Source organism: Gallibacterium genomosp. 2 (assembly GCF_000771895.1).
In the GTDB taxonomy this organism is placed as follows: Bacteria; Pseudomonadota; Gammaproteobacteria; order Enterobacterales; family Pasteurellaceae; genus Gallibacterium.
The window spans coordinates 67,991-87,743 of record NZ_JPXY01000024.1 but is presented as its reverse complement, the minus strand read 5'-3'; the positions used below and the strand labels follow the sequence as shown (position 1 = coordinate 87,743).

Annotated in this window: 29 protein-coding genes and 1 pseudogene; 21 read left to right on the top strand and 9 right to left on the bottom strand. The window is 37.5% G+C overall.

Features of this window, described 5'->3' with window-relative positions; genetic code table 11:
* The first annotated feature begins 433 nt into the window (after nt 1–433).
* The 14 genes and pseudogenes from P375_RS05860 to P375_RS05790 all read left to right on the top strand — a co-directional run bounded on the left by P375_RS05860 (nt 434) and on the right by P375_RS05790 (nt 11,565).
* Entirely contained in the window at nt 434–958 is a 525-nt protein-coding gene (locus tag P375_RS05860) for an STY4534 family ICE replication protein (protein WP_039135419.1), read from the top strand.
* Nucleotides 959–1,164: 206 nt separating this feature from the next.
* A pseudogene (locus P375_RS05855) lies at nt 1,165–1,329 on the top strand (virulence factor); the annotation flags it as partial.
* Between the two features lie 87 nt (nt 1,330–1,416).
* On the top strand, nt 1,417–1,746 hold the full coding sequence (locus P375_RS05850; RefSeq protein ID WP_013745192.1) for a hypothetical protein: 330 nt from the start codon (nt 1,417–1,419) through the stop codon (nt 1,744–1,746).
* Between the two features lie 141 nt (nt 1,747–1,887).
* The gene (locus tag P375_RS05845) at nt 1,888–2,799 is read left to right on the top strand and encodes an SPFH domain-containing protein (RefSeq protein ID WP_245176429.1); all 912 of its coding nucleotides are present in this window, start codon (nt 1,888–1,890) and stop codon (nt 2,797–2,799) included.
* A gap of 233 nt (nt 2,800–3,032) precedes the next feature.
* Nucleotides 3,033–3,338 (top strand): hypothetical protein, encoded by a 306-nt coding sequence (locus P375_RS05840; protein WP_039135416.1) that lies wholly within the window; start codon nt 3,033–3,035, stop codon nt 3,336–3,338.
* 339 nt (nt 3,339–3,677) lie between these two features.
* Nucleotides 3,678–4,121 carry a hypothetical protein gene (locus tag P375_RS05830; RefSeq protein WP_039135413.1) on the top strand — a complete coding sequence of 148 codons (444 nt, stop codon included), beginning with the start codon at nt 3,678–3,680 and terminating at the stop codon, nt 4,119–4,121.
* A 33-nt stretch (nt 4,122–4,154) separates the two neighbouring features.
* Entirely contained in the window at nt 4,155–5,708 is a 1,554-nt protein-coding gene (locus P375_RS05825; protein ID WP_039135411.1) for a PcfJ domain-containing protein, read from the top strand.
* Between the two features lie 99 nt (nt 5,709–5,807).
* On the top strand, nt 5,808–6,416 hold the full coding sequence (locus tag P375_RS05820) for an integrating conjugative element protein PilL (protein WP_013745183.1): 609 nt from the start codon (nt 5,808–5,810) through the stop codon (nt 6,414–6,416).
* 14 nt (nt 6,417–6,430) lie between these two features.
* The gene (locus P375_RS05815; protein ID WP_052121803.1) at nt 6,431–7,189 is read left to right on the top strand and encodes a TIGR03759 family integrating conjugative element protein; all 759 of its coding nucleotides are present in this window, start codon (nt 6,431–6,433) and stop codon (nt 7,187–7,189) included.
* A complete protein-coding gene (locus P375_RS05810; RefSeq protein WP_013745181.1) occupies nt 7,179–7,871 on the top strand; it encodes a lytic transglycosylase catalytic in 693 nt (230 codons plus the stop codon). Before P375_RS05815 ends, P375_RS05810 begins: the two co-directional genes overlap by 11 nt.
* Nucleotides 7,868–8,386: an integrating conjugative element protein gene (locus P375_RS05805; protein WP_039090119.1), complete on the top strand. Its 519-nt coding sequence runs from the start codon at nt 7,868–7,870 to the stop codon at nt 8,384–8,386. The genes P375_RS05810 and P375_RS05805 overlap by 4 nt, the downstream gene beginning before the upstream one ends.
* The gene (gene traD / locus P375_RS05800; RefSeq protein ID WP_018347206.1) at nt 8,387–10,615 is read left to right on the top strand and encodes a type IV conjugative transfer system coupling protein TraD; all 2,229 of its coding nucleotides are present in this window, start codon (nt 8,387–8,389) and stop codon (nt 10,613–10,615) included.
* Complete coding sequence (locus P375_RS05795) at nt 10,608–11,306, top strand: TIGR03747 family integrating conjugative element membrane protein (protein ID WP_013745178.1); 699 nt, start codon at nt 10,608–10,610, stop codon at nt 11,304–11,306. Before traD ends, P375_RS05795 begins: the two co-directional genes overlap by 8 nt.
* A gap of 10 nt (nt 11,307–11,316) precedes the next feature.
* The gene (locus tag P375_RS05790; RefSeq protein WP_230585743.1) at nt 11,317–11,565 is read left to right on the top strand and encodes a hypothetical protein; all 249 of its coding nucleotides are present in this window, start codon (nt 11,317–11,319) and stop codon (nt 11,563–11,565) included.
* 68 nt (nt 11,566–11,633) lie between these two features.
* Here the strand turns inward: P375_RS05790 and P375_RS05785 are convergent, their stop codons facing one another.
* From P375_RS05785 to P375_RS05750, 9 genes are all read right to left on the bottom strand, one after another.
* The gene (locus P375_RS05785) at nt 11,634–11,996 is read right to left on the bottom strand and encodes a hypothetical protein (RefSeq protein WP_039135408.1); all 363 of its coding nucleotides are present in this window, start codon (nt 11,994–11,996) and stop codon (nt 11,634–11,636) included.
* A gap of 111 nt (nt 11,997–12,107) precedes the next feature.
* Nucleotides 12,108–12,239, bottom strand: a complete 132-nt coding sequence (locus P375_RS12875; RefSeq protein ID WP_018346743.1) for a hypothetical protein — start codon at nt 12,237–12,239, stop codon at nt 12,108–12,110.
* Between the two features lies 1 nt (nt 12,240).
* Entirely contained in the window at nt 12,241–12,474 is a 234-nt protein-coding gene (locus tag P375_RS05780) for a hypothetical protein (protein ID WP_039135406.1), read from the bottom strand.
* 68 nt (nt 12,475–12,542) lie between these two features.
* On the bottom strand, nt 12,543–12,722 hold the full coding sequence (locus P375_RS05775; protein ID WP_013745173.1) for a hypothetical protein: 180 nt from the start codon (nt 12,720–12,722) through the stop codon (nt 12,543–12,545).
* Nucleotides 12,723–12,733: 11 nt separating this feature from the next.
* On the bottom strand, nt 12,734–13,687 hold the full coding sequence (locus tag P375_RS05770; protein ID WP_039135404.1) for an ArdC family protein: 954 nt from the start codon (nt 13,685–13,687) through the stop codon (nt 12,734–12,736).
* A gap of 101 nt (nt 13,688–13,788) precedes the next feature.
* The gene (locus tag P375_RS05765; protein WP_013745171.1) at nt 13,789–14,037 is read right to left on the bottom strand and encodes a DUF2442 domain-containing protein; all 249 of its coding nucleotides are present in this window, start codon (nt 14,035–14,037) and stop codon (nt 13,789–13,791) included.
* Nucleotides 14,021–14,260 carry a DUF4160 domain-containing protein gene (locus tag P375_RS05760; protein ID WP_013745170.1) on the bottom strand — a complete coding sequence of 80 codons (240 nt, stop codon included), beginning with the start codon at nt 14,258–14,260 and terminating at the stop codon, nt 14,021–14,023. Before P375_RS05760 ends, P375_RS05765 begins: the two co-directional genes overlap by 17 nt.
* A 66-nt stretch (nt 14,261–14,326) precedes the next feature.
* Complete coding sequence (locus P375_RS05755) at nt 14,327–14,530, bottom strand: hypothetical protein (protein ID WP_013745169.1); 204 nt, start codon at nt 14,528–14,530, stop codon at nt 14,327–14,329.
* A gap of 80 nt (nt 14,531–14,610) precedes the next feature.
* Nucleotides 14,611–15,018: a hypothetical protein gene (locus P375_RS05750; RefSeq protein WP_039082591.1), complete on the bottom strand. Its 408-nt coding sequence runs from the start codon at nt 15,016–15,018 to the stop codon at nt 14,611–14,613.
* Nucleotides 15,019–15,443: 425 nt separating this feature from the next.
* Between P375_RS05750 and P375_RS05745 the strand changes: the two genes are divergently transcribed.
* From P375_RS05745 to P375_RS05715, 7 genes are read left to right on the top strand one after another with little or no spacing between them, the layout of a single operon-like run.
* Nucleotides 15,444–15,779: an RAQPRD family integrative conjugative element protein gene (locus P375_RS05745; protein WP_039135401.1), complete on the top strand. Its 336-nt coding sequence runs from the start codon at nt 15,444–15,446 to the stop codon at nt 15,777–15,779.
* 5 nt (nt 15,780–15,784) lie between these two features.
* Nucleotides 15,785–16,021, top strand: coding sequence for a TIGR03758 family integrating conjugative element protein (locus P375_RS05740; RefSeq protein WP_039090114.1), 237 nt, complete (start codon nt 15,785–15,787; stop codon nt 16,019–16,021).
* Nucleotides 16,022–16,035: 14 nt separating this feature from the next.
* Nucleotides 16,036–16,404, top strand: coding sequence for a TIGR03745 family integrating conjugative element membrane protein (locus tag P375_RS05735; protein WP_013745165.1), 369 nt, complete (start codon nt 16,036–16,038; stop codon nt 16,402–16,404).
* Nucleotides 16,371–16,778 (top strand): TIGR03750 family conjugal transfer protein, encoded by a 408-nt coding sequence (locus P375_RS05730; RefSeq protein WP_245176428.1) that lies wholly within the window; start codon nt 16,371–16,373, stop codon nt 16,776–16,778. Before P375_RS05735 ends, P375_RS05730 begins: the two co-directional genes overlap by 34 nt.
* A gap of 5 nt (nt 16,779–16,783) precedes the next feature.
* Nucleotides 16,784–17,434: a PFL_4703 family integrating conjugative element protein gene (locus P375_RS05725; protein ID WP_039090113.1), complete on the top strand. Its 651-nt coding sequence runs from the start codon at nt 16,784–16,786 to the stop codon at nt 17,432–17,434.
* Nucleotides 17,424–18,293, top strand: coding sequence for a TIGR03749 family integrating conjugative element protein (locus tag P375_RS05720; RefSeq protein WP_039090110.1), 870 nt, complete (start codon nt 17,424–17,426; stop codon nt 18,291–18,293). Before P375_RS05725 ends, P375_RS05720 begins: the two co-directional genes overlap by 11 nt.
* Nucleotides 18,290–19,747, top strand: a complete 1,458-nt coding sequence (locus P375_RS05715) for a TIGR03752 family integrating conjugative element protein (RefSeq protein ID WP_039135397.1) — start codon at nt 18,290–18,292, stop codon at nt 19,745–19,747. The genes P375_RS05720 and P375_RS05715 overlap by 4 nt, the downstream gene beginning before the upstream one ends.
* Nucleotides 19,748–19,753: the final 6 nt, after the last annotated feature.

Here is a 19,753-nt window from a genome sequence, read left to right as displayed (position 1 = left end):
CATCAAACAGATGGATAACTGAAAAGTTATCCATCCTCCTCTTAAATTGTAGTTATAGCTAAGTTTTTTTCAGTATGTAAGCTCTGGACTTTTTTTGATCAGACTGTTTAATCAATAAATTATTTTATTTTGTTGAAATTGCTTGTTTAATGTTAACTGTTAAATCGCTATCGTTGATAGCATTTATAACGGCTGACCTGTAATGCCGTGTTCAAGCGTTGCTTGAATGTATGGTCGCCCTTTAAACCGAGGTGACGGTTTTTAAAATTCACCGCCCTTTCTAAGGCTGCGAGCACTTTGAGACCAGCCTCTGTCGCGTAAGCGATGGTGAGTGTTTGTTTAACAGAATTTTATTTTTAACCCTGGCGGGGAACATTTTTCCCGTGTTGGGTAAGGATGTTTCTCCGCTTTTTTTATTTTTAGGAGAGACATTATGAATACCCAAACTCAACAAGCTAAAACTTATTTTAATCTTCACACAACAGGAATCGGATATTTAAACAATATTCGAGAAGTTAAGCCTAAAAAAGGAAATCCTTTCCTTGCTTGTCGCATTGCCGCATTAACGGGTGATGCGAAAGAGCCAGAATATCGTTATTTTGATGTGAATGTTGTGGGGAATGATGCTGCAAATCTTATTCGTCGCTGTCAAAATGCGGTTAATATGGAGAAAAAAGTATTAATTTCATTTGTGATTGCAGATTTGTGGGTAGATACCTTTACCTATACAACAGAGAGTAAATATCACAAGAAAGGTGATGTTGGCACAATGCTTAAAGGTCGTTTGATTAACATTAATATGATTAAAGTTAATGGGAAGCTAGTTTATTCTTCACCAAAAGAAGAGCTAGCGCAGCCAGAACCCGTTGAGCAGTCTCAACAAGCTCAAGCTGTTGAAGCATTACTATTACCAGAAGAAATTTTGGTTCAGGAAGATGGCAATGAGCTTCCATTCTAATCAATGAGACCAACAGCAATACTGTTGGTCTTTTCCCTTCATTTAGACTACTATAGTTATTAGCTTGAAGTCAGATTAATTTCGGCGATGTACAAAATGGCAGGATTTATTCTTGCCGGTGTCGGCGTATTAATGGGATTGATGAAGTTTATTCATTAATTCTTTTTCACTTTATTGATGCCCGAGTGTCCGGTGATGCTGAGGTATTTGATGATGGTGTTCAAGCAGCAAGAGAAGCGTTTAATCGTTCTATTGATGCTTTAAGAAAAGAGCTTTTGGATGCCGGACTTTCACCGAATAAAGTGGAAGAGATTATCGGTAAACGAGCTTTCTCATTGCAATATATACAAGAAAATCAACTTATTAAATAACTTATCTTTTATCTTAACCCATCTGGGAAACATTATTCCCGGTGGGCGTAGTGTTTCCCTTTATTTTTAGAATTTAGGAGAAATGCTATGAATACTCAACAATTGATTAATTACATATGGAAAAACAGAAATAAAAAGTATCTGTTTTACTATGTAGTCAATAATATTGCCCGTTCTGGAAAGAGTAGAAAAGCGCGAATTTATGTGCTTAAAGACAATGAACTTTTGGAAGTAACAAAAGTCATTGCTTCCGTAAATAACGCTAAAATAGACGGCGATAATTTAGTCATTATTGGATCGGGAATGGATATGTATTTTTATACACTACATAAATTCCTATCTAGAATTTCAAAAGCAAAGAACCTTAGCAAAGATGGAGAATTTTTCCTCTCTGCTGATAGTTATATTCATCTTTAATAATTCTTACGATACTCATCTGAGAATTGATGGAAAATCCATTTATTCAGTACAGGATTATCTGGACTGCATAAAGTTATATAAATAATGGCATTTTCGAAATTTTAGATAAAGTTAAAGCTAATTATTAATTAGCTTAATTTGTCCATTTTAAAAATAGCGACTTCGGTCGCTATTTTTTTTGATCAAATTGTCTATTCAATTTCCTATTCTTTTTATCTTCGCCGTTTTTTAAGTGGTTGTTCTCCTTTTTCAGTAGATGAGGGGGAGTTAGGGTTAGTAACCAAGTATGGCGAAATTGTAGAAACAAAATCAGCTGGTCTACATTGGCGTTCTTGGTTAGAAGATGACATTAAATTTTCAACAAGGGAGCAAAAAGAAGTTATAGGTTCTTTTGATGATGAAAGAGACAAGATCACCGGCATTTCTGCTTATACAAGAGATGCTCAAACTGTGACTACCGCATTGGTTATTACCTATAAATTAACAGATCCTGTTGCTGTATATAAAAATTATCGTACTACCGAAAATATGATTAATCAGTTGGTTGAACCGAGAAGTAGACAGGCTCTTGAAATCGTATTTAGTGGATATACAGCACAAAGAGCTCTGGAAAATAGAGCGAAATTAACTACAGATATTACCGCTCAAATTCGTGATGCAGTTAAGGGTTATCCGATTGAAATTACCGCTGTTCAAACAGTCATTCAATTTAATAAAGAGTATGAAAAAAGGGTAGAGGAAAGCGTTCAAAAGAATGTAGCAATTCAGACAGCGGAACGTGAACTCATTATCCAGCAGAAGCAAGCAGAGATTGTAAAAGTAAACGCTCAGGCAAAGGCGGATGCTGAGATTATTCAAGCGAAAGCAGATGCTGAAAAGGTGCGTCTTGCAGGTGAGGCAGAAGCGGCAGCTATTCGTGCGAAAGGGGAAGCATTAAAGGAAAATCAACAGCTTGTTGAATTAACTGCAGCAGAAAAATGGAATGGGATTTTGCCGACAACAATGACTCCGAATGGTGCATTACCTTTTATTAAAATAGGAGAAAAATAATTGATTGCGGTATTACAGATAATATTTTATTTGCTTTTAATCATATTAATTCTCTTGTGTATAAGAATGGTGTTATGTGGTCAGAAGGTAATGGATAAGCAACTTGAGAAAATAGATAAATATAAGGAGTAGATATGTTCTTTTTAGGTATTATTGTTGGAATCGCTATAGGTTTTTCGGTTCAGGCTTTTTTTAAACAATATAAAATTGTTGAAAGAAATAAGGAGTGATAGATGAGTAATATAGAAAGAGATTTAAATAAATTAGCTATAGAGACTCTCAATTTAAGACATAAAAATATTACCATTACTGATGGTAATGTATTTGTTTGGATACAAGGAAATATTGGCGAATGTTTTATCTCCTTAGATAGAGAAACGCGAGATATTAAATTAAGATATCGTGACATAGTGGATGAGCCCAATGGCGGTTATCATTACGGAGATTTTGAAATTGAAAAAAACATTGTTAAAGGGACTCAAACATATAGGAGATTATATAAGTTACTTGTAGAAATTGAAAAGAATGAAGGAGTATAAAAATGGGGCGGTATGTATCTGTTTTTATTTTTTCTGTAATATCCTCTATTCTTTTTTTTAGAGTATTTTCAATTATTTTGGATATGGAACCTTCAAAACAAATAGATGATCTGAATTTAAATAATTATTGCTACAACTTTGAATTACAACGCAATAAAGGACAAGAACAAATAAAAATTAATCGAGATTCTGAGATTATTATACAGTTCACAGATACATCTACTTGTAAAGTTACTATCAATAATTAAATGATTGAAGAAATATATTAAAAATAGAGAACGTGTAAAAATAGATTTGGTATATAAAAAATATTTTTTATAATATCTTAATGGAGAAAAAATGAGCAAATTTCATCAGAATATTTTTAACATACTTTGTGAAGTTAACAATGTACAAAAAATTAATATTGAACTATTCCCTCAAAGCGAGAGTAGTAATAAGTTGATAACAGTTTTTCAGGTGTTTTTAATGATAATGACATTGCCATTCTTCTCTTTCGCTGCTTCTTCGCAAGAATATCCTGATGTTTTTTGGGGAATAAGTTTTTTATTAGTAATTCTTGCTGTTTTTATTCTTATTTATGACAAAATCAAAAAGCCAATTTCAATATCTGAACAGCATCAGGAATTGTATCAAGAATCACTTGCTCTTTTACAAAGTTATGAAATTGTAAAAAATGATATTTCTGAAGATGAATATCTAAGTTATATCAGAAAAAAATCATACAGTCGTCTTATAGAGAAAAATCCCACTGTTGAAGAAATTCGTAACTATCTAAATTGAAAAAATAGATGAAGCCTTTTATGAATTATAAATATGTCTAAGAGAATTTTATTTAATAATCCTGAACTTACTGAATTTTATCAGATCTGTAAGAGTTTTATTTATGAAAATAAATTTTATGAAGTCTATCGGTTAGAAAATAATAAAAATGAGTCAGTTTTAATATTGTTTAACTTCTATCGTTACACAAAGAAACATAAAACGGGACAAATTAAAGTAGAATACTGGTGTTTGAAATCACAGAAATGGAAGAGAGAGCGAGCAAAGAAAAAGTTGAAATATTGTTATACAATACCTTTTCTTAATCTTTCTTTAAACTATTTGTTCTATGTACAAGAAAATGTAATTATAAAAATTGTTGAATATCTGAGAATAAAACATCCTGAGTATAAAGAGTTATCATCTTATTTTATATCGACACTTATTGACTTGCTCAAAAAATATTTACATCATAGAACGATCATATTTAGAAATGCTCCTAATCATACAAAACACATAACTAAATGGTTATGGCAATATTTTTGGGATAAGTCTATTATTTCAGCAGTTTTCAGAATTGAGGGATATGGGGCTCATTTAGGTCATTATCTTTTTTATCAAAAACATATTGCTAAATTAGCACGGGTAAGCCGTGAATATCCAAATCTCTTACCATTATTAAGCCAAATTAAACCCACTTATTGGGATGATCCAAACTTGTTTAGTTATGATTATTGGGTAAATAAATCTTCTAGAAGTAGAGAATTTCGTAGTCCAGTATATTGTGAAACAAAACAACAATGGAGTTGGATAAAAAAGCAATCATCTAAATTTATTAGAGTTTGGTTGCAGCAGAATCGGGATTGTCGAGGATATATTCTTTCTGTATTAATGCAACCTGGTGTATCAGAAAAACTTCCAGTATGTTTGCAAATTATGATTTTTATGTCTGGACGTATTTTAGAAGAGCAATATATTTCGGAACAAAATAAACAACGTTTACTTAGATTATTTATCCGATATGCTCTAGACTTTTGGAAAAATAGAGGAATTAGAGAGTTAAGAAGTTATTTGAAAAATGACGCTATAGAAGAGCTTCAAGATATTGCAACCTATTTATCTAGTAATGAAGGAGGGAGGCGTGGACTACCTCCGACGTGGGAACATTTAATTGAGCGTAATGAGCAGTGGCATCGCCAACTTATTGAAGAGCTTCAACGCCGAAAAGATGAAGAACATCAACAACAGTTAGCAAAATTTTGGGACAGTAATGTGTCTTATTATAAGATTGATGAGGTTGAATTTACTGCACTGACGACAGGGAAAGCCTTATATGAAGAAGGACAACGAATGAATCATTGTATTTTTACTTATACTGATCTCTGTGATGCAGGGCGTTATTTAGCATTTTCAGTTAAGCACAATTATAAAGATAAAAATGTAAAGCCTTATTACTCTACACTTGGTTTATGTCTGAGTGGACAAGGAAAAAATCAAAAATGGCTAATAGATCAGCATAGAGGGCGATACAATGAAAGTGTTGCTCCTTATTTAAAAAAGATTGCACAACAATTTTGTCGAGTCTTGAATCAGCAATATTCTTTTTAATGAAGTTTTTATTGATTTTTTTGGATAATCAATTTCCTATTCATTTTTTTCTCTGTCTTCTTTATGTTGTGATCAATATTGCACATTAAGGAGATGAAAATGAAAAAACAGTTGCTTGCTTGCGCGATTGCCGGTTTGTTTGTTTTGACTGGTTGCAGTAATCATTCTGGGAACAAAAAAACTCAGACTGATACTAATGTGGTACCTATGCCGGTTGTAACGGCGCAATCAGCTACCCAAAATAAATCAATCCAAACAGCCCAAGTTTTTAAATCAGAGGTGGTTTCACCAGACATTTACCAGCAGCAAGATGCTTTAGAGCCTAGTGTTGTGCGTACAGATCGTTATCAATTAACAAATATTGATGCGCAGTTGGGACAGAAGTATTTACTCGAGCAGGCTGTTGTTATCAAGATGAAAACAAAAAAGAATCAGTCATTAAATGTTGAGCAAGGCATTAAAAATACGTTGTCAAATACGGGGATTTCACTTTGCCCGGCATTCGGTCAGTCTGATTTATTAACACTTTATTCTCGCCCTCTACCAAAAGTTCATCAACAATTCGGTCCAATGAAATTGAGAGAGGCCTTGCAGATGTTAGCTGGCCCTGCTTATCAGTTAACGCTAAATGAACAAACTCGAGTAGTGTGTTTTAAAGCTAGAGTTACGGAACGCGTTTCTATTCCTGATTCCTCTCCAAATGAATAAATGAGGGTGATGATATGAAAAAACGAAATATACTACTTATCCTTTCATTGGCATTGGGGCAATCAGTATTTGCACTTGATTTGAATGAAACAGTGCAAAGTATTAAGGAAACTTCGGCCAAAGCATTAGCACAAGCTGAACAAAGTGCAAAACAGGTGTCTTCATCCGTGACTTCTACTATTCAATCGCTTTCAGCTAATGAGCAAGCTCAACATTGGGGCTTGACAGAAGAGGAATGGAAGCGATATGAGCGGCTAAAGAAAACTGAGCGACAATATTGGTCGCCAAATCTTGATCCTTTAACAACATTAGGTGTTGAGGCAACCAGTGAAGCAGAGCGGCAAAAATATGCGCGTTTGCTTGCAAAGAAAGAATTTGAACGAGTAGAGAAAGAACTCAAATTTCAGTTGGCATATGATGCCGCTTTTAAAGAGCTTTATCCCGGTGTAATGCCAATTTCTGATAATACAATGTCACCTGTTATCAATGAACGATTAGTGTTGTTTACTCGCTTAAATTGCGAGAAATGTGATTCTGCATTACAGAAAATATTGGCAACCAACAAATCAGTTGATATTTATTTTGTTGATAGCCGGCAAGATGATAAAGCTATCCGTGATTGGGCAATTTCTCATCGAATTGATGTGAATAAAGTTCGTAGCAGACAAATTACCCTTAATCACGATCAAGGAGGCCTTTGGATGCAGCACGGCAACGGCAAAATGCCGGTTATCTTTAAATCGGGAACTTGGGATCAGGTAAATGATTTTTAGATATGCAGTAATACTGATTGGTTTATTGGGATATAGTGTCTATAGTGCTGCCATTACGCATAATGTGCAGCCTATACCGGGGATTTTCCATCGGGTTGCAAATCAGTATTCTGTGCCTGCATCAATGTTATATGCGATTGCATTGAATGAAACTGGTCGCAGAGTAACAAACGTAAAGCAACCCTATCCGTGGTCGATTAATGTCAAAGGACGTAGTTATTTTTATCCCTCTCAAATTAAAGCCTGCCAAGCATTACAGCAATTTATGTCTCGTTATCCGTTAAAAAATATTGATGTTGGTGTTGCTCAGGTAAATTTGGGCTGGAACGGTATTAAGTATTTTCGGAGTGCTTGCGAGGGCTTTGATGTCGCAAAAAATTTAAATGCGGCTGCACAAATTTTGAGAGATTGCTATGTTGAAAGAGGTGATTGGTTACACGCTTCGGGGTGTTATCATCATCCAAAAGGCGGTTTTTATGCTGCCCGCTATATGCGTAATATCAAACAACACTTATCAATATTATCGTCTACTTCTTCCGTAACGCCAGATAACTGGACTTCACCGCCTGCGATTGCAGGTGTGAGTGTTGAAAGCGATCAGCGTCACTATCAATGGATTTTACCATCACAAACCATACAAACTGCTTTTATTTGGGTTGATCCAAACAAGGAGAGTCAATGAAAAAATTAATTATCTTATTGTCGCTCTTGCTTCCTGCTGTTTCTTATGCTGCTGAAGTCATTGCAGATGAGGGAGGGGAGAGTGCGTTGCGTTTTTATGAGCCCATTCAGCCTGTTATTGAAAAGGGTGATGTTGTTAATTCAGATATGATGCCACCTGTTTTTCACGAAAAAGATTTATTACCAATAGTATCTCATTTAATGACTCCTGGAAAAATAGATATTCCATCACGGATGAGGAATGACGGAAAAGTGAAGATGCCCGGTATGCAGCCATTATGTTTAATCGGAGATGATGCGTTATCAGAAGATTGGTTTAGACAAAAGTTGCCAGAGTTGAAAAAAATGGCGGCCACTTGTCTTGTTGTTAATGTACAGCAATATGAGCGTCTTCAGCAATTACGAAATATTGATAACTCAATTCCGTTATTACCGGTCAGTGCTGATGATCTCGCTAAGCGATTGAAGATAGTACATTACCCGGTCTTGATTACCGATAGAGGGATAGCGCAATAAATGAGTAATAACCACGTTATTGAATCCGTTTTACGGCCTGCTGTTGAGCTGAATACAGCGATTGTATCAGCCAGTGCAGGTGCATTGTGCCTCTATGCCCCCTGGAGTCTAGCACTTAGTCCGGATATTGGGTACGGAATGTGTGGTGCGTTTTGGCTGTTTTCTGTAGTACGTTTTAGACAAGGTTGGCGTATTTTGAAGTTTCGCCGGAATATTCGTAGATTGCCTTATTACGCACTAACCAGTAAACAGATTCCGGTTAGTCAGCGTTATCTGTTTTTGGGTAGAGGATTTGCTTGGGAACAGAAACATACACAAAGACTCTATACCTGTACTCGTTCAGAAGTAGAAGATTACGTCAAGCCAAGTTTAGCTTATCAATACGCTCGAACGCTTGAAAAATGGAGTGATGAAAGATTACCTAAATTAGCAAAATTATTGCGTACTGATAAGTGGTATAACCCAGTTAGACCGTTGCCGCCCGTTGGAGGGAGTCCGGTAATTCACGGCATTGAATTGGATGAACAGGATGTGATGTTGCCTTTGGGTGAACGTGTTGGACATACGATTGTATTGGGGACAACGCGTGTAGGTAAGACGCGATTAGCTGAGATGTTAGTAACGCAAGATATTCATCGGGGTAAGACTGTTGATGAACGAGAGGTGGTAGTGTTTTTCGATCCGAAAGGCGATGCGGATATGCTGAAACGAATGTATGTGGAAGCGAAACGAGCAGGGCGTGAAAATGAATTTTACGTATTTCATTTAGGCTGGCCGGAAATATCTGCTCGATATAACGCAGTGGGACGATTTGGACGAGTATCTGAAGTTGCAGGACGTATTTCCGGGCAGTTAAGTTCGGAGGGGAATAGCGCAGCATTTAAGGAGTTCGCGTGGCGATTTGTCAATATTATTGCCAGAGCGCAAGTGGAGCTTGGTCGCCGTCCGGACTATCCGTCAATTGCGCGTTATGTGCAAAATATTGATGAGCTATTCATTGATTATGCTACGCATTTTTTGGGGAAAACGCAGCCGAAAGCGTGGGAAGCGATTGCGGCAGCAGCAAGCAAAATCAATGATAAAAATACACCTCGCAATATGATGGGACGAGATCCTATCGTGATTGCCCTTGAGCAATTTTTGACTCAATCAAAAATACACGATCCAGTTTTAGATGGTCTGCGTAGTGCGGTGCGGTACGATAAAACTTATTTTGATAAAATCGTTGCCTCACTCCTTCCTCTACTTGAGAAATTAACAACCGGAAAAATTGCTGAGTTGCTTGCACCGGATTATAGCGATATTCACGATGAACGTCCTATTTTCGACTGGCAAGAGATTATACGCAAACGAGGCATTGTTTATATTGGGTTAGATGCGTTATCTGATACTACGGTTGCTAGTGCGGTAGGCAATAGTATGTTCGCCGATCTGGTTTCGATGGCAGGACATATCTATAAATATGGTATTAATCAAGGGTTGCCGGATGCGTTACAAGGTAAGTCGAAAAAGGTCTCTATTAACTTACATTGCGATGAATTCAACGAGCTAATGGGTGATGAGTTTATTCCATTGATCAACAAAGGGGGTGGAGCCGGAATTCAAGTAACAGCATACACTCAGACCTTGTCGGATATTGAGGCAAGAACAGGCAATAAAGCCAAGGCAGGACAAGTTATTGGTAACTTTAATAACTTAATTATGTTGCGTGTGCGTGAGCCTGCAACAGCGGAGTTGCTTACTAATCAGTTGCACGAAGTGGATGTGTTGAAAAATACAACGATTTCAGGGGTGACGGATAGTAGTGATCCTTATAGTAATCAACATTTCACATCAAATACGCAAGACCGTGTCAGTTCGGAAAAAATGCCAATGATCACGCCTGCTAATGTGATCAGCTTACCGAAGGGACAAGCATTTGCGCTGCTTGAGGGAGGTAAGTTGTGGAAAATTAGAATGCCATTGCCGGTTTCTGATAAAAATGAGCATATTCCGGAATCTATCGCACAATTAAGTGAGTATATGAAAGAAAATTACCAAACTGGAGAAACTTTATGGTCTCAAGTCGCCTATGAATATACGCCTTCAAATGAAGCGATTGCCGCGTTTGAACAGCTTGTCAGCACGCCAATTATTTCATCAAATACTGCTACTGTGCCTGCTGAAAGTGATGTAGATAATGTAGATGTAGAGAAGCACAATACAGAAGAGGGAGTAAATAATGGCTGAACAACAGGTAAAAGAACCTAGAAGAGGGTTGTTAGGTAATCTATTATCGTTGCTTGGTAGAACCTTTGGTGTGTTAGTCGTGTCATTATTTGTCAGTATTGTGATTGAATGGATCGGTATGATCTGGTTTTGGCCGGAACTTGGTGCTCAGCATAGTAAACAAATGATGTTGGATGAAGTGCAGTATTTTTCTGTGCATTTTACACAAAGTATTCTGCACGCTGATCCGGTAGTGTTAGCAACCTATGTAATGGATACCGTACATCAATATGTATTTGTGAAAAGTGGATTGTTAGCGTGGTTAAATAGTGTACAAGACCCAAGCAGTCCAGGATATGCATTAATTATTTATATTCGCGGTTATATTGAAGCGGTTATATATATCACAATGACGTTTATTATTCGGTTACTCATCCTGTTTTTTACCTCACCATTGTTTATTTTGGTTGCCGTGGTTGGTTTCACGGATGGGCTTGTACGTCGGGATTTAAGGCGATTTGGGTACGGTTATGAATCAAGTTTTATGTATCATCACGCGAAAAAAGCGATATTTCCGCTGTTAATCGGCTCTTGGATGTTATATCTTTCGTTACCGTTTAGTATATATCCAAATTTGTTGCTGATTCCGGCAGCATTTTTAGTGGGGACAGCAATTTCTATTGCGTCAGCGAGTTTCAAAAAATATCTTTAACCAGGTAAATATGATGTATATCGAAACATTAATGGCAATTGCACAGAAATTTAGAGAAAACGAACAGTATCAGGGAGGATACGTTCGTATTTTTCAAGGAAGGTATATACAAGCCTATGGTTGGAGTTTAAATATTGGCTCAGCTCATTCAGAAAAACCTGGAGCCTTGCTTATCGGTGAACGTCCTGATGATTGCTATATTGCGGTTGGAGGCAATAGGTGTGATGGAGCAGAAAAGTGGGTGAGATTGACAGAGTAAAAGGATATGCGTTCAGCATATCCTTTCTGTGATAAATCATATCTTTACTCTTTCTTTGGCATTCATTTTTAGCCAAATCTATTAGTCATAACAGTTTTTACAAGTGTTTCTGTTCTATTCTTACCAGTTAATTCTAAATCATTATTGTCTTTCCAAATATTTTCTAATTCAGATAATTTACTTTTAAATAAAGAATTTTTATTTGATGGCTGTTTAAAATCATATTCACTTAAATCTTCGCTATCACCATAGCGATTCCATTCCATAATCATTACACTACTATTAGGTGTAATTACTTCGGCAAAGTAACCAACAGAAATAAATCCTCGCTCATTAAAATTATTATCAATTTTGACAATTATATGCTGACCATTAGCAAGTAAGATAGGCGTTTCTGTTAAAGCACAAGTGAGCCATTCTAATCTTTTCATTTTATTTACCTATTTTTATAAATTTCCAAGAATACTCTATATATGGTAGTAATGTTTTTGTAATTTACAAAAAAAATGATATGCCTTGCGACATATCATTTTTTAGTAAATTTAATGGTGACCCTGTTTTTTAGCTTTTAATGCAGAGCGATACTTCTCATCCGCTTCCATCATTTTTTTTACGCCATAAACCATCAACCAGGTAAGGATAGCACATACTGCTAATACGATTGATAATTTCATATTATTCCTCCTTTGTTATGCGAATAATAACTTGCCGTAAAAATCTGCCAAGCGTCAGAAAACCATATCCGATACTGATTAAAATAAGCAAATTCAGTATCTTAAAACTTAATGTATAACTGCCATACAGCATAACAGGAATAGCTAGAATTGCAATTTTAGCTATATCATCACACATTTTTGACCACGCTTCTAAGGTAGTAGTTTCAAAAGGTGGTTTAAATAGGTTAAGCATAGTGTCTCCAATAAAAATAGGGATACACTATGCCCATTGGGGATACGTGTATCCCCAATGGGTGAATGTTAAAGCATTGATTCAAAATGTTTTATTAGCTCATCAATATGAGCAAATAAATAACAACCATATTGGTTGGTGTTTGGCATAATGCCCCAAACATAAACATAGCCATCCTTTCGGATAGCATAACGATCAAATTTACATCTCAATTTTTCACGTACTTGTTTAATGCTTACTTTTTTCATTTTGAACCTCCTTAAGCTGCATCATATTGTTCGTACTGCTCGTATAACCGCATTGTGTCGCGGATTTCGAACAAATATTCAGCTGCTTTTCTTGCTTCGCCAGAAGCGCGGAAAATGGCTTTTTTATCGGATTTCAACACTTTAATCCAGCTGTCGATGTAGCTGGCATTATTGGATATTGTGTCAAAACCCAATGCCGTGCAAACAAATGCACTGCCCATCTCGGCAATTAATTCCTCAAAAGCGTAGATTTCGTTACCGAATTTAGCTTTTTTCGAGGTAATGCCTTCACGCTCTAATCTATCTTTATGTCCTGTTGCGTGAATCATCTCGTGCAACAGAACACTATAGTAAGAGCGTTCGGTACAGAACGTTTTCATCAACGGCATATTAATTACATCCATCAATGGGCTATAATATGCCTGATCTCCAGCGGTATGTTTTACCGCAACCCCCATACCCTCCAAAATTTGGTGAACTTCGTTCACTTTTTGGAATTCAGAAGGCATCTCTTTTTCGAGATACATTTCTTCTGGGAGTCCTTCACACTGTTCAATATTGAACAGTGGATAAGCACGGATGATGGCAAATTTTTCCATTTCTGGATTGCCTTCACTATCCAGAATGAGCTCACCGTTATCATCTTTTTTCTCTCTTTCAATAGGAGAGTAATTGATGATACGAGTGGCTTTTTCGCCTTTTTTAATTTTGCCACCAAGTTTATTGGCGGCTTTGGCAGTCAACCATTTGGTTGACTGATAGCCTTTTTCTTCTGAGGCTATCATTAGCAGCAGGACGTTAATTCCGGTGTAATAACGACCGGAAACCGCATTTTGCGGTAAGCCGCTTACCCAAGGTTTGATCCAAGGGCGAGTGCCGCTTTCTAAGCACTGAACGATGCGATCTGTAACGTCTTGATAGACGTCTATTTTATGAGAGGCAGAGGCATTTTGTTGATTTTTCATAGCGTTTCTCCTAAAAAAATAAAGGGAAACACTATGCCCATCGGGATAATGTTTCCCGGATGGGTGAAGTGTGGAATGATAACGATTATTTCGTTATTAGTTTATGCAGATTGTTTTGAAGCAATGGTAAAATCACCTTGTCCTTTAAGAAGACCTTCAATAGAAATATCTTCATTTAAGTCATCCCAGTGGATTCCTCTTGGGCTCAGTTCATAATCTTGTAGTTGCTCAGGGCTTGCAGTCATCAAACGTGGGAACCACGCAAGTGGTACACCTATTGTTCTGGCATCATTAAGCTCAACCCACATACAATCTTTTTCAAAATAAACATTTTTAGCTGAAATACTCATACCAATGTCCTTGAATAATTTCTTTCTGTGTTGAAATATAAATTAACAGCTCTTTTAATTCTTTTGCATTAAAGCCATCATTTTGAGCTAAAGAAACAGGCTCTAGCCAAAATTTAGCCTCGTTACCAGCCTTTCTGACGTGGATATGAGGCGGTTCTAATGGATTTCCTTCATTAGAATAAAAGAATAATTTATAACCTTTAAAACGTAAAATAACAGGCATAGTTACCTCGAATATATTTTAAAAGTAATATTGGCTTTATCAGGGGATAAAGTCAATTATAAAAGACTATGCGCGTACCACTAAACAATTAGATTTTGTTTGATGAGGTACAACATCAAAAAAGTGATAACTGCTTTCTGATGTTTGCATTAGAAAGCGTTGATTGCCGGAAAACCAGCATTCAAGTGCTTTTTCTTTTAATCCTTGAATAAGGGACTTATCTAGATATTCAAACTCAGATAAAACCCGATAGTGAATGGAAACTTTCATATTCCCTCCAAAAAGTGTAGGAAATATGATCACCGTGTACGGGAAAATATTTCCCACACGGGTGAATAGGTTATTTTAGGTTAATTTGCTAAGCTGATATAAGTTAATAATGCACCAACAATAGCAACCACAAAGGTAATAATGGCAAAAGTTAAACGATTAATCGCTTTATAAAAATCTGTTTTAACCTCTTTAATCTCTACTCGGAGTTCCTGAATTTCAGATTTCAGCTCAGTACGAACTTCTTGAATTTCAGACTTCAATTCAGTGCGAACAGCTTGAATTTCATCTTTCAACTCTTGATGAGCCTGCTGAAACTCTTGTCTTGTGACGAGATCTTTTTGACTGTCCATAATAACCTTCCTTAAATTCTGTGCCAGCTCAATAGAGAGTTCCGGCGACAGACCTATTTTCCCAAATGAAGCAACTAACAATAAATAGTTTTCAGCTTCATTTGAACGAATATTAAAGATTTTGAGATCTTTCATTTAATACTCCTCTCATTAAGTGAGGAGCTTTCCTGTCGGGATTGCTCCCCACAGGGTTAGTTAATTGTTAAACAAACACTCACCATCGCTTACGCGACAGAGGCTGGTCTCAAAGTGCTCGCAGCCTTAGAAAGGGCGGTGAATTTTAAAAACCGTCACCTCGGTTTAAAGGGCGACCATACATTTGACAACGTCAAACACGGCATTTCAGGTCAGCCGTTATAAATGCTATCAACGATAGCGATTTATCTTTCCATTATTGATTAATGACTTTTATTTAGTCAATCTTTTTTTGATTAAACATTTAGATCAATTAGTATGTAAACTCCGGATTTTTTTTGATTTTTTTGGATAATCAATTTCCTATATCTTTCAAAATCGTGATTTTTAATACTGTGCTCTCCAGGTTTTAGGAGAACAACAGTATGTGCAAGAAATTAAAATCAATCTCTCTCGTTGCAAGTTTAATTGCAGTGTTTGCTTTCAGTTCATCTGCATTGGCAAGTGAACAAAGCGAGTTAGCACAAGCGGTTAAACAATTAAACGCTGCAAAACAATCATTACAGCGTGCGCAAGCTCAAGCTCGTAATGTTCCAACTAATCGATTCTATTTTGATTATCGGCAAGCTCATGCCGATATCAATGTTGTCGCTGCTGGCATAAATCATTTTCTAAACAATGATCGCGCGCAACCTCGACAGCCGGCGCAATTGCAGTCGTTGGATGGTGATTATCTTCAGCAAAACAAAACAGCAAGGTGATTTAAATGAGTCTTGCTACAGAAACGTTTAGCAGTATTGCAGGAACAAATGCTGCCGGTGCTCACAATATTTTTGTTGGCTTAGTGTTGGCATTTCTACTCCTTATCGGTGCTTGGATTCTATCAAGTGCCTATAAGGGGATAGGTAAAGAAAACCTAACAAAGGATGACGTTTTCTCTCTACTTATCCGTTTTGCCGCGTTGTTCTGTATTGCCTGTTATTTCCTTATTGATAAACATTAACTAAAGGAGCTTTTATGTCTAAATTTATTCAAACTTATCAAAAAGTTAAAAGTCGTGCTAAACAGACCGGTTTGGTGGTAATGGGTGCATTGCTAAGTTCACCCGTTTTTGCCGATTTGCCAAAAATGGAAGAACCTTCACGAGGGGCTGGGAAAGGGATTTTGGAGACAGTTAAAAATTACGGTTATGACATCGTAATTTTAGCAGCATTGATGGTTGCTTCTTTTTCCTTTGTTCGCGTTGCTTCAAGCTGTATTTCAGTTTATGGAGAAATATCATCCGGTAAAAAAACTTGGGGTGATTTAGCGATGAATGCTTTAGTAGGGGCGGTTTTACTGGTTGTTATCATTTGGTTGCTCACGCAAGCAAAGGATATTTTCTAAGAATTTGGAGAAAAGCACGTATGGAAAAAGATGAAACTATCCAATTCCTGCCTGAGCGTCTTAATCGTCAGCCTGTTGTGTTTAGAGGGATGACCATATCCGAATTACTTGTGGTATTCGGTGTTGGTTTTGTCGTCGGATTGTTGTTGGGTATAGTCGCAACAGTACTGATCGGTGATTGGGCTTTAATTCCAACTTGTGCACTTGGGCTTGCTTTTCTCTTCACCTTTAAGGGCGGTAATGTGATCGCCCGTTTAAAACGGGGTAAGCCTGATACTTGGCTGCCTCGTTATCTTGAACAACGTTTCAAAACCAATCGTTTACTTATTGATAAAACGGATAACCGTAAGTATTGGTCTATTCGCCGTGGTTAAAAATTATGAAAAGCAAATTTAAAAATCGACTCACTGATAAAGATTATCACATTAAGACACTGCGAATAGTCATCGCAGGGTTATTTGCCATTATTTTGTTAATGGGGATTGGCTGGTCTACTGCACCGAGCCGATTACAGATTTATACACCGCCTGATTTACGAGCAGGCAGTCAGCGTCCTTGGTGGGAGGTTCCACCCTCAACCGTTTATGGATTTGCTTATTACATTTTCCAGCAACTTAATCGTTGGCCTGTAGACGGAAAAGAGGATTATAAACGCAATATTTTTTCATTAAGTAATTATTTAACGCCAAGTTGTAAAGCCTATCTTGAGCAGGATTATAAAGATAGAGACAGTTTTGGAGAGTTAAAAAATCGTGTTCGCGGTGTGTATGAAATTCCGGGACGTGGCTTCAGTCAAGATCGGGTTCAGGTTTTAAGCAGAAATGATTGGATTGTTAATCTTGATTTGAGCACCGATGAATATTACGGCGATGAAACCGTGAAACGTACTTTAGTTCGGTATCCGGTGAAAGTCGTAAGAATGGATGTAGATCTGGAGAAAAATCCGTGGGGTTTAGGACTTGATTGCTATGCAGATGTGCCTAAGCGTTTAGAAGCGGCAACAAATGAGGGAAAACAGAATGAAAAATAGCCTAAAAACAGCACTTTTCTTAGGTGGTATAGCGTTCTTTCAGCAAAGTTATGCCGATGTGTTAATGCAATGGCAACGCACGCCGTTGGCAATAGATCTTAACGTTAATCAAGAGCGTATTATTTTTGTTGATCGCAACGTGAAAATTGGCTACCCACCTTCATTGTCTAGCAAATTACGTATTCAGAATGCCGGAGGTACACTCTATTTAAAACCGACACAAGCATTCCCTGAAACTCGTTTACAGCTACAGGATATGCAAAATGGTGAAATTATCTTGCTTGATGTTGCAGCGAATGAGCATAAAGACAAGTTGGAACCAATTAAATTAATTTATGAACCAAAATCTAATATGGATGAAATAAGCGGTGATGAAGAGCATTCACAAGATAAAAATCCACTTGCTGATATCGTACAGCCAAAGTTAACGCTTCCAGCACCGGCAGCATTGACGCGTTATGCCGCACAATCGCTATATGCACCGTTACGTACTGTTGAGCCATTAGACGGTGTACAGAGTGTGCATCACCGTCTACCTAATCATATCACCACACTATTACCAGGGCTACCAGTGAAAACTACGCCGTTGGCTGCTTGGCAACTCGGAGATTATGTAGTCACTGCCGTAAAAATTAAAAACCAGTCATATGAGATGATTAAACTTGATCCCCGTTATATCCAAGGGCGTTTTTATGCGGCGACCTATCAGCATAATTGGCTAGGTGGACGAGGATCTGCCGAAGATACTACTACAGTCTACTTAGTATCAATTGGTAGTGCTGATAAAGCAATGATCCCTGAACCTAAAAGAGTGATTAAAAAAATCAGTAAGAATCAACATCAAGGGGGCAAAAAATGAAATTGAAGCAAAATGGCTTATTAAAAATTATTGTTCCCAGTGCGGTTGCTATTGCCGTGATCATTGGGCTTAAAGTGTTTAAGTCGGAAGAAAATGCTACAGCACAAACACAACAGTATGCACTTTATGATCTTAAACCGGAAGAATTACGTGCATTAGGGATTGAGGGTGATACGCCACAAGATACCATTCGTACCTTAATCGGTACGATTAAGCGCGCAAGACAAGATATTGCAGACGTAAAGGCACAAAACGAAGCATTAATGAAGAAGAACAAAACTCTCACAGATAAAAGTGAGAGTGTTGATGAGCAAATTCAAGCTGCATTAGCGCAAGAACGCAATGCGATGTCGATTGAATTTGAACAAGCATTACAGCAACGCACAGAAAGCCTAACAGAAGAGCTGGAAAAACGCCTTGTTAATCTGTCAGCATTGGAAAGTAAAGTTCAACCCAGCGAGACAAAAAAGGATGATGCCAATTTATTCGCAGCAGAATCCGGAAATGGTGAGGATTTTCCTATTGGTAATACTAGCGGCGGTATGCAATGGGTAATGCCGGCAGATATGCAGGCATTAGATCGTAACGGTAACCCTGTCACAGCCGGTCAGCAAGCAGAACAGTTCGGTTTTCCAAGTCTATTTAGCGAATTGGATAAATCTGTATTAGGTAAGGCGCACGAAGACTTCACTGGCAAGAAAAAAGGAACATCAGCAGAAGAGAAGCCTCCTGTGCCTATTTATACTTTGCCGGAAAACTCCACCTTAATTGGATCGGTTGCAATGACAGCATTATTGGGTCGCGTACCGATTGATGGTGTAGTAAGCGATCCATATCCATTTAAAGTGCTTGTAGGCAAAGAGAATCTCACTGCGAACGGGATGATGTTGCCGAATGTAGAGGGGGCAATTTTATCCGGAACGGCAAGCGGCGACTGGACGTTATCTTGTGTACGAGGCAAGGTGATGAGTATCACATTGGTATTTAATGATGGCCGTGTTCGCACTTGGCCACAAAGCAAACGCAGTAGCAGTAGTGGCAACAGCGATGGAATTGGTTGGATTTCAGATCCATACGGTGTGCCTTGCGTACCGGGGGACCGAAAAACCAATGCACCTGAGTATCTTACCTCTAATTTCCTTTTAGGCGGTGTTGCCGCTGCAGCAGATGCCTATTCACAAAGTCAAACAACAACCGTAACGGATGGCGCAAGCGTGGTGAGTGCGGTAACGGGTGATCAAGGCAAATACTTGATGGGACAAGCGTTGGGAGCCGGTTTAAAAGATACAACAGAGTGGTTAAGAAAACGGTTTGGACAAACATTTGACGCAATTTATGTACCACCGGGTCATCCTGTCGCTATTCATTTGACACAGTCGATTGATATTGATTATGAGCCAAATGGGCGAAAAGTGAACTACTTAAATAACAATCAACGCAAACAACTTGATTAAGAGGAC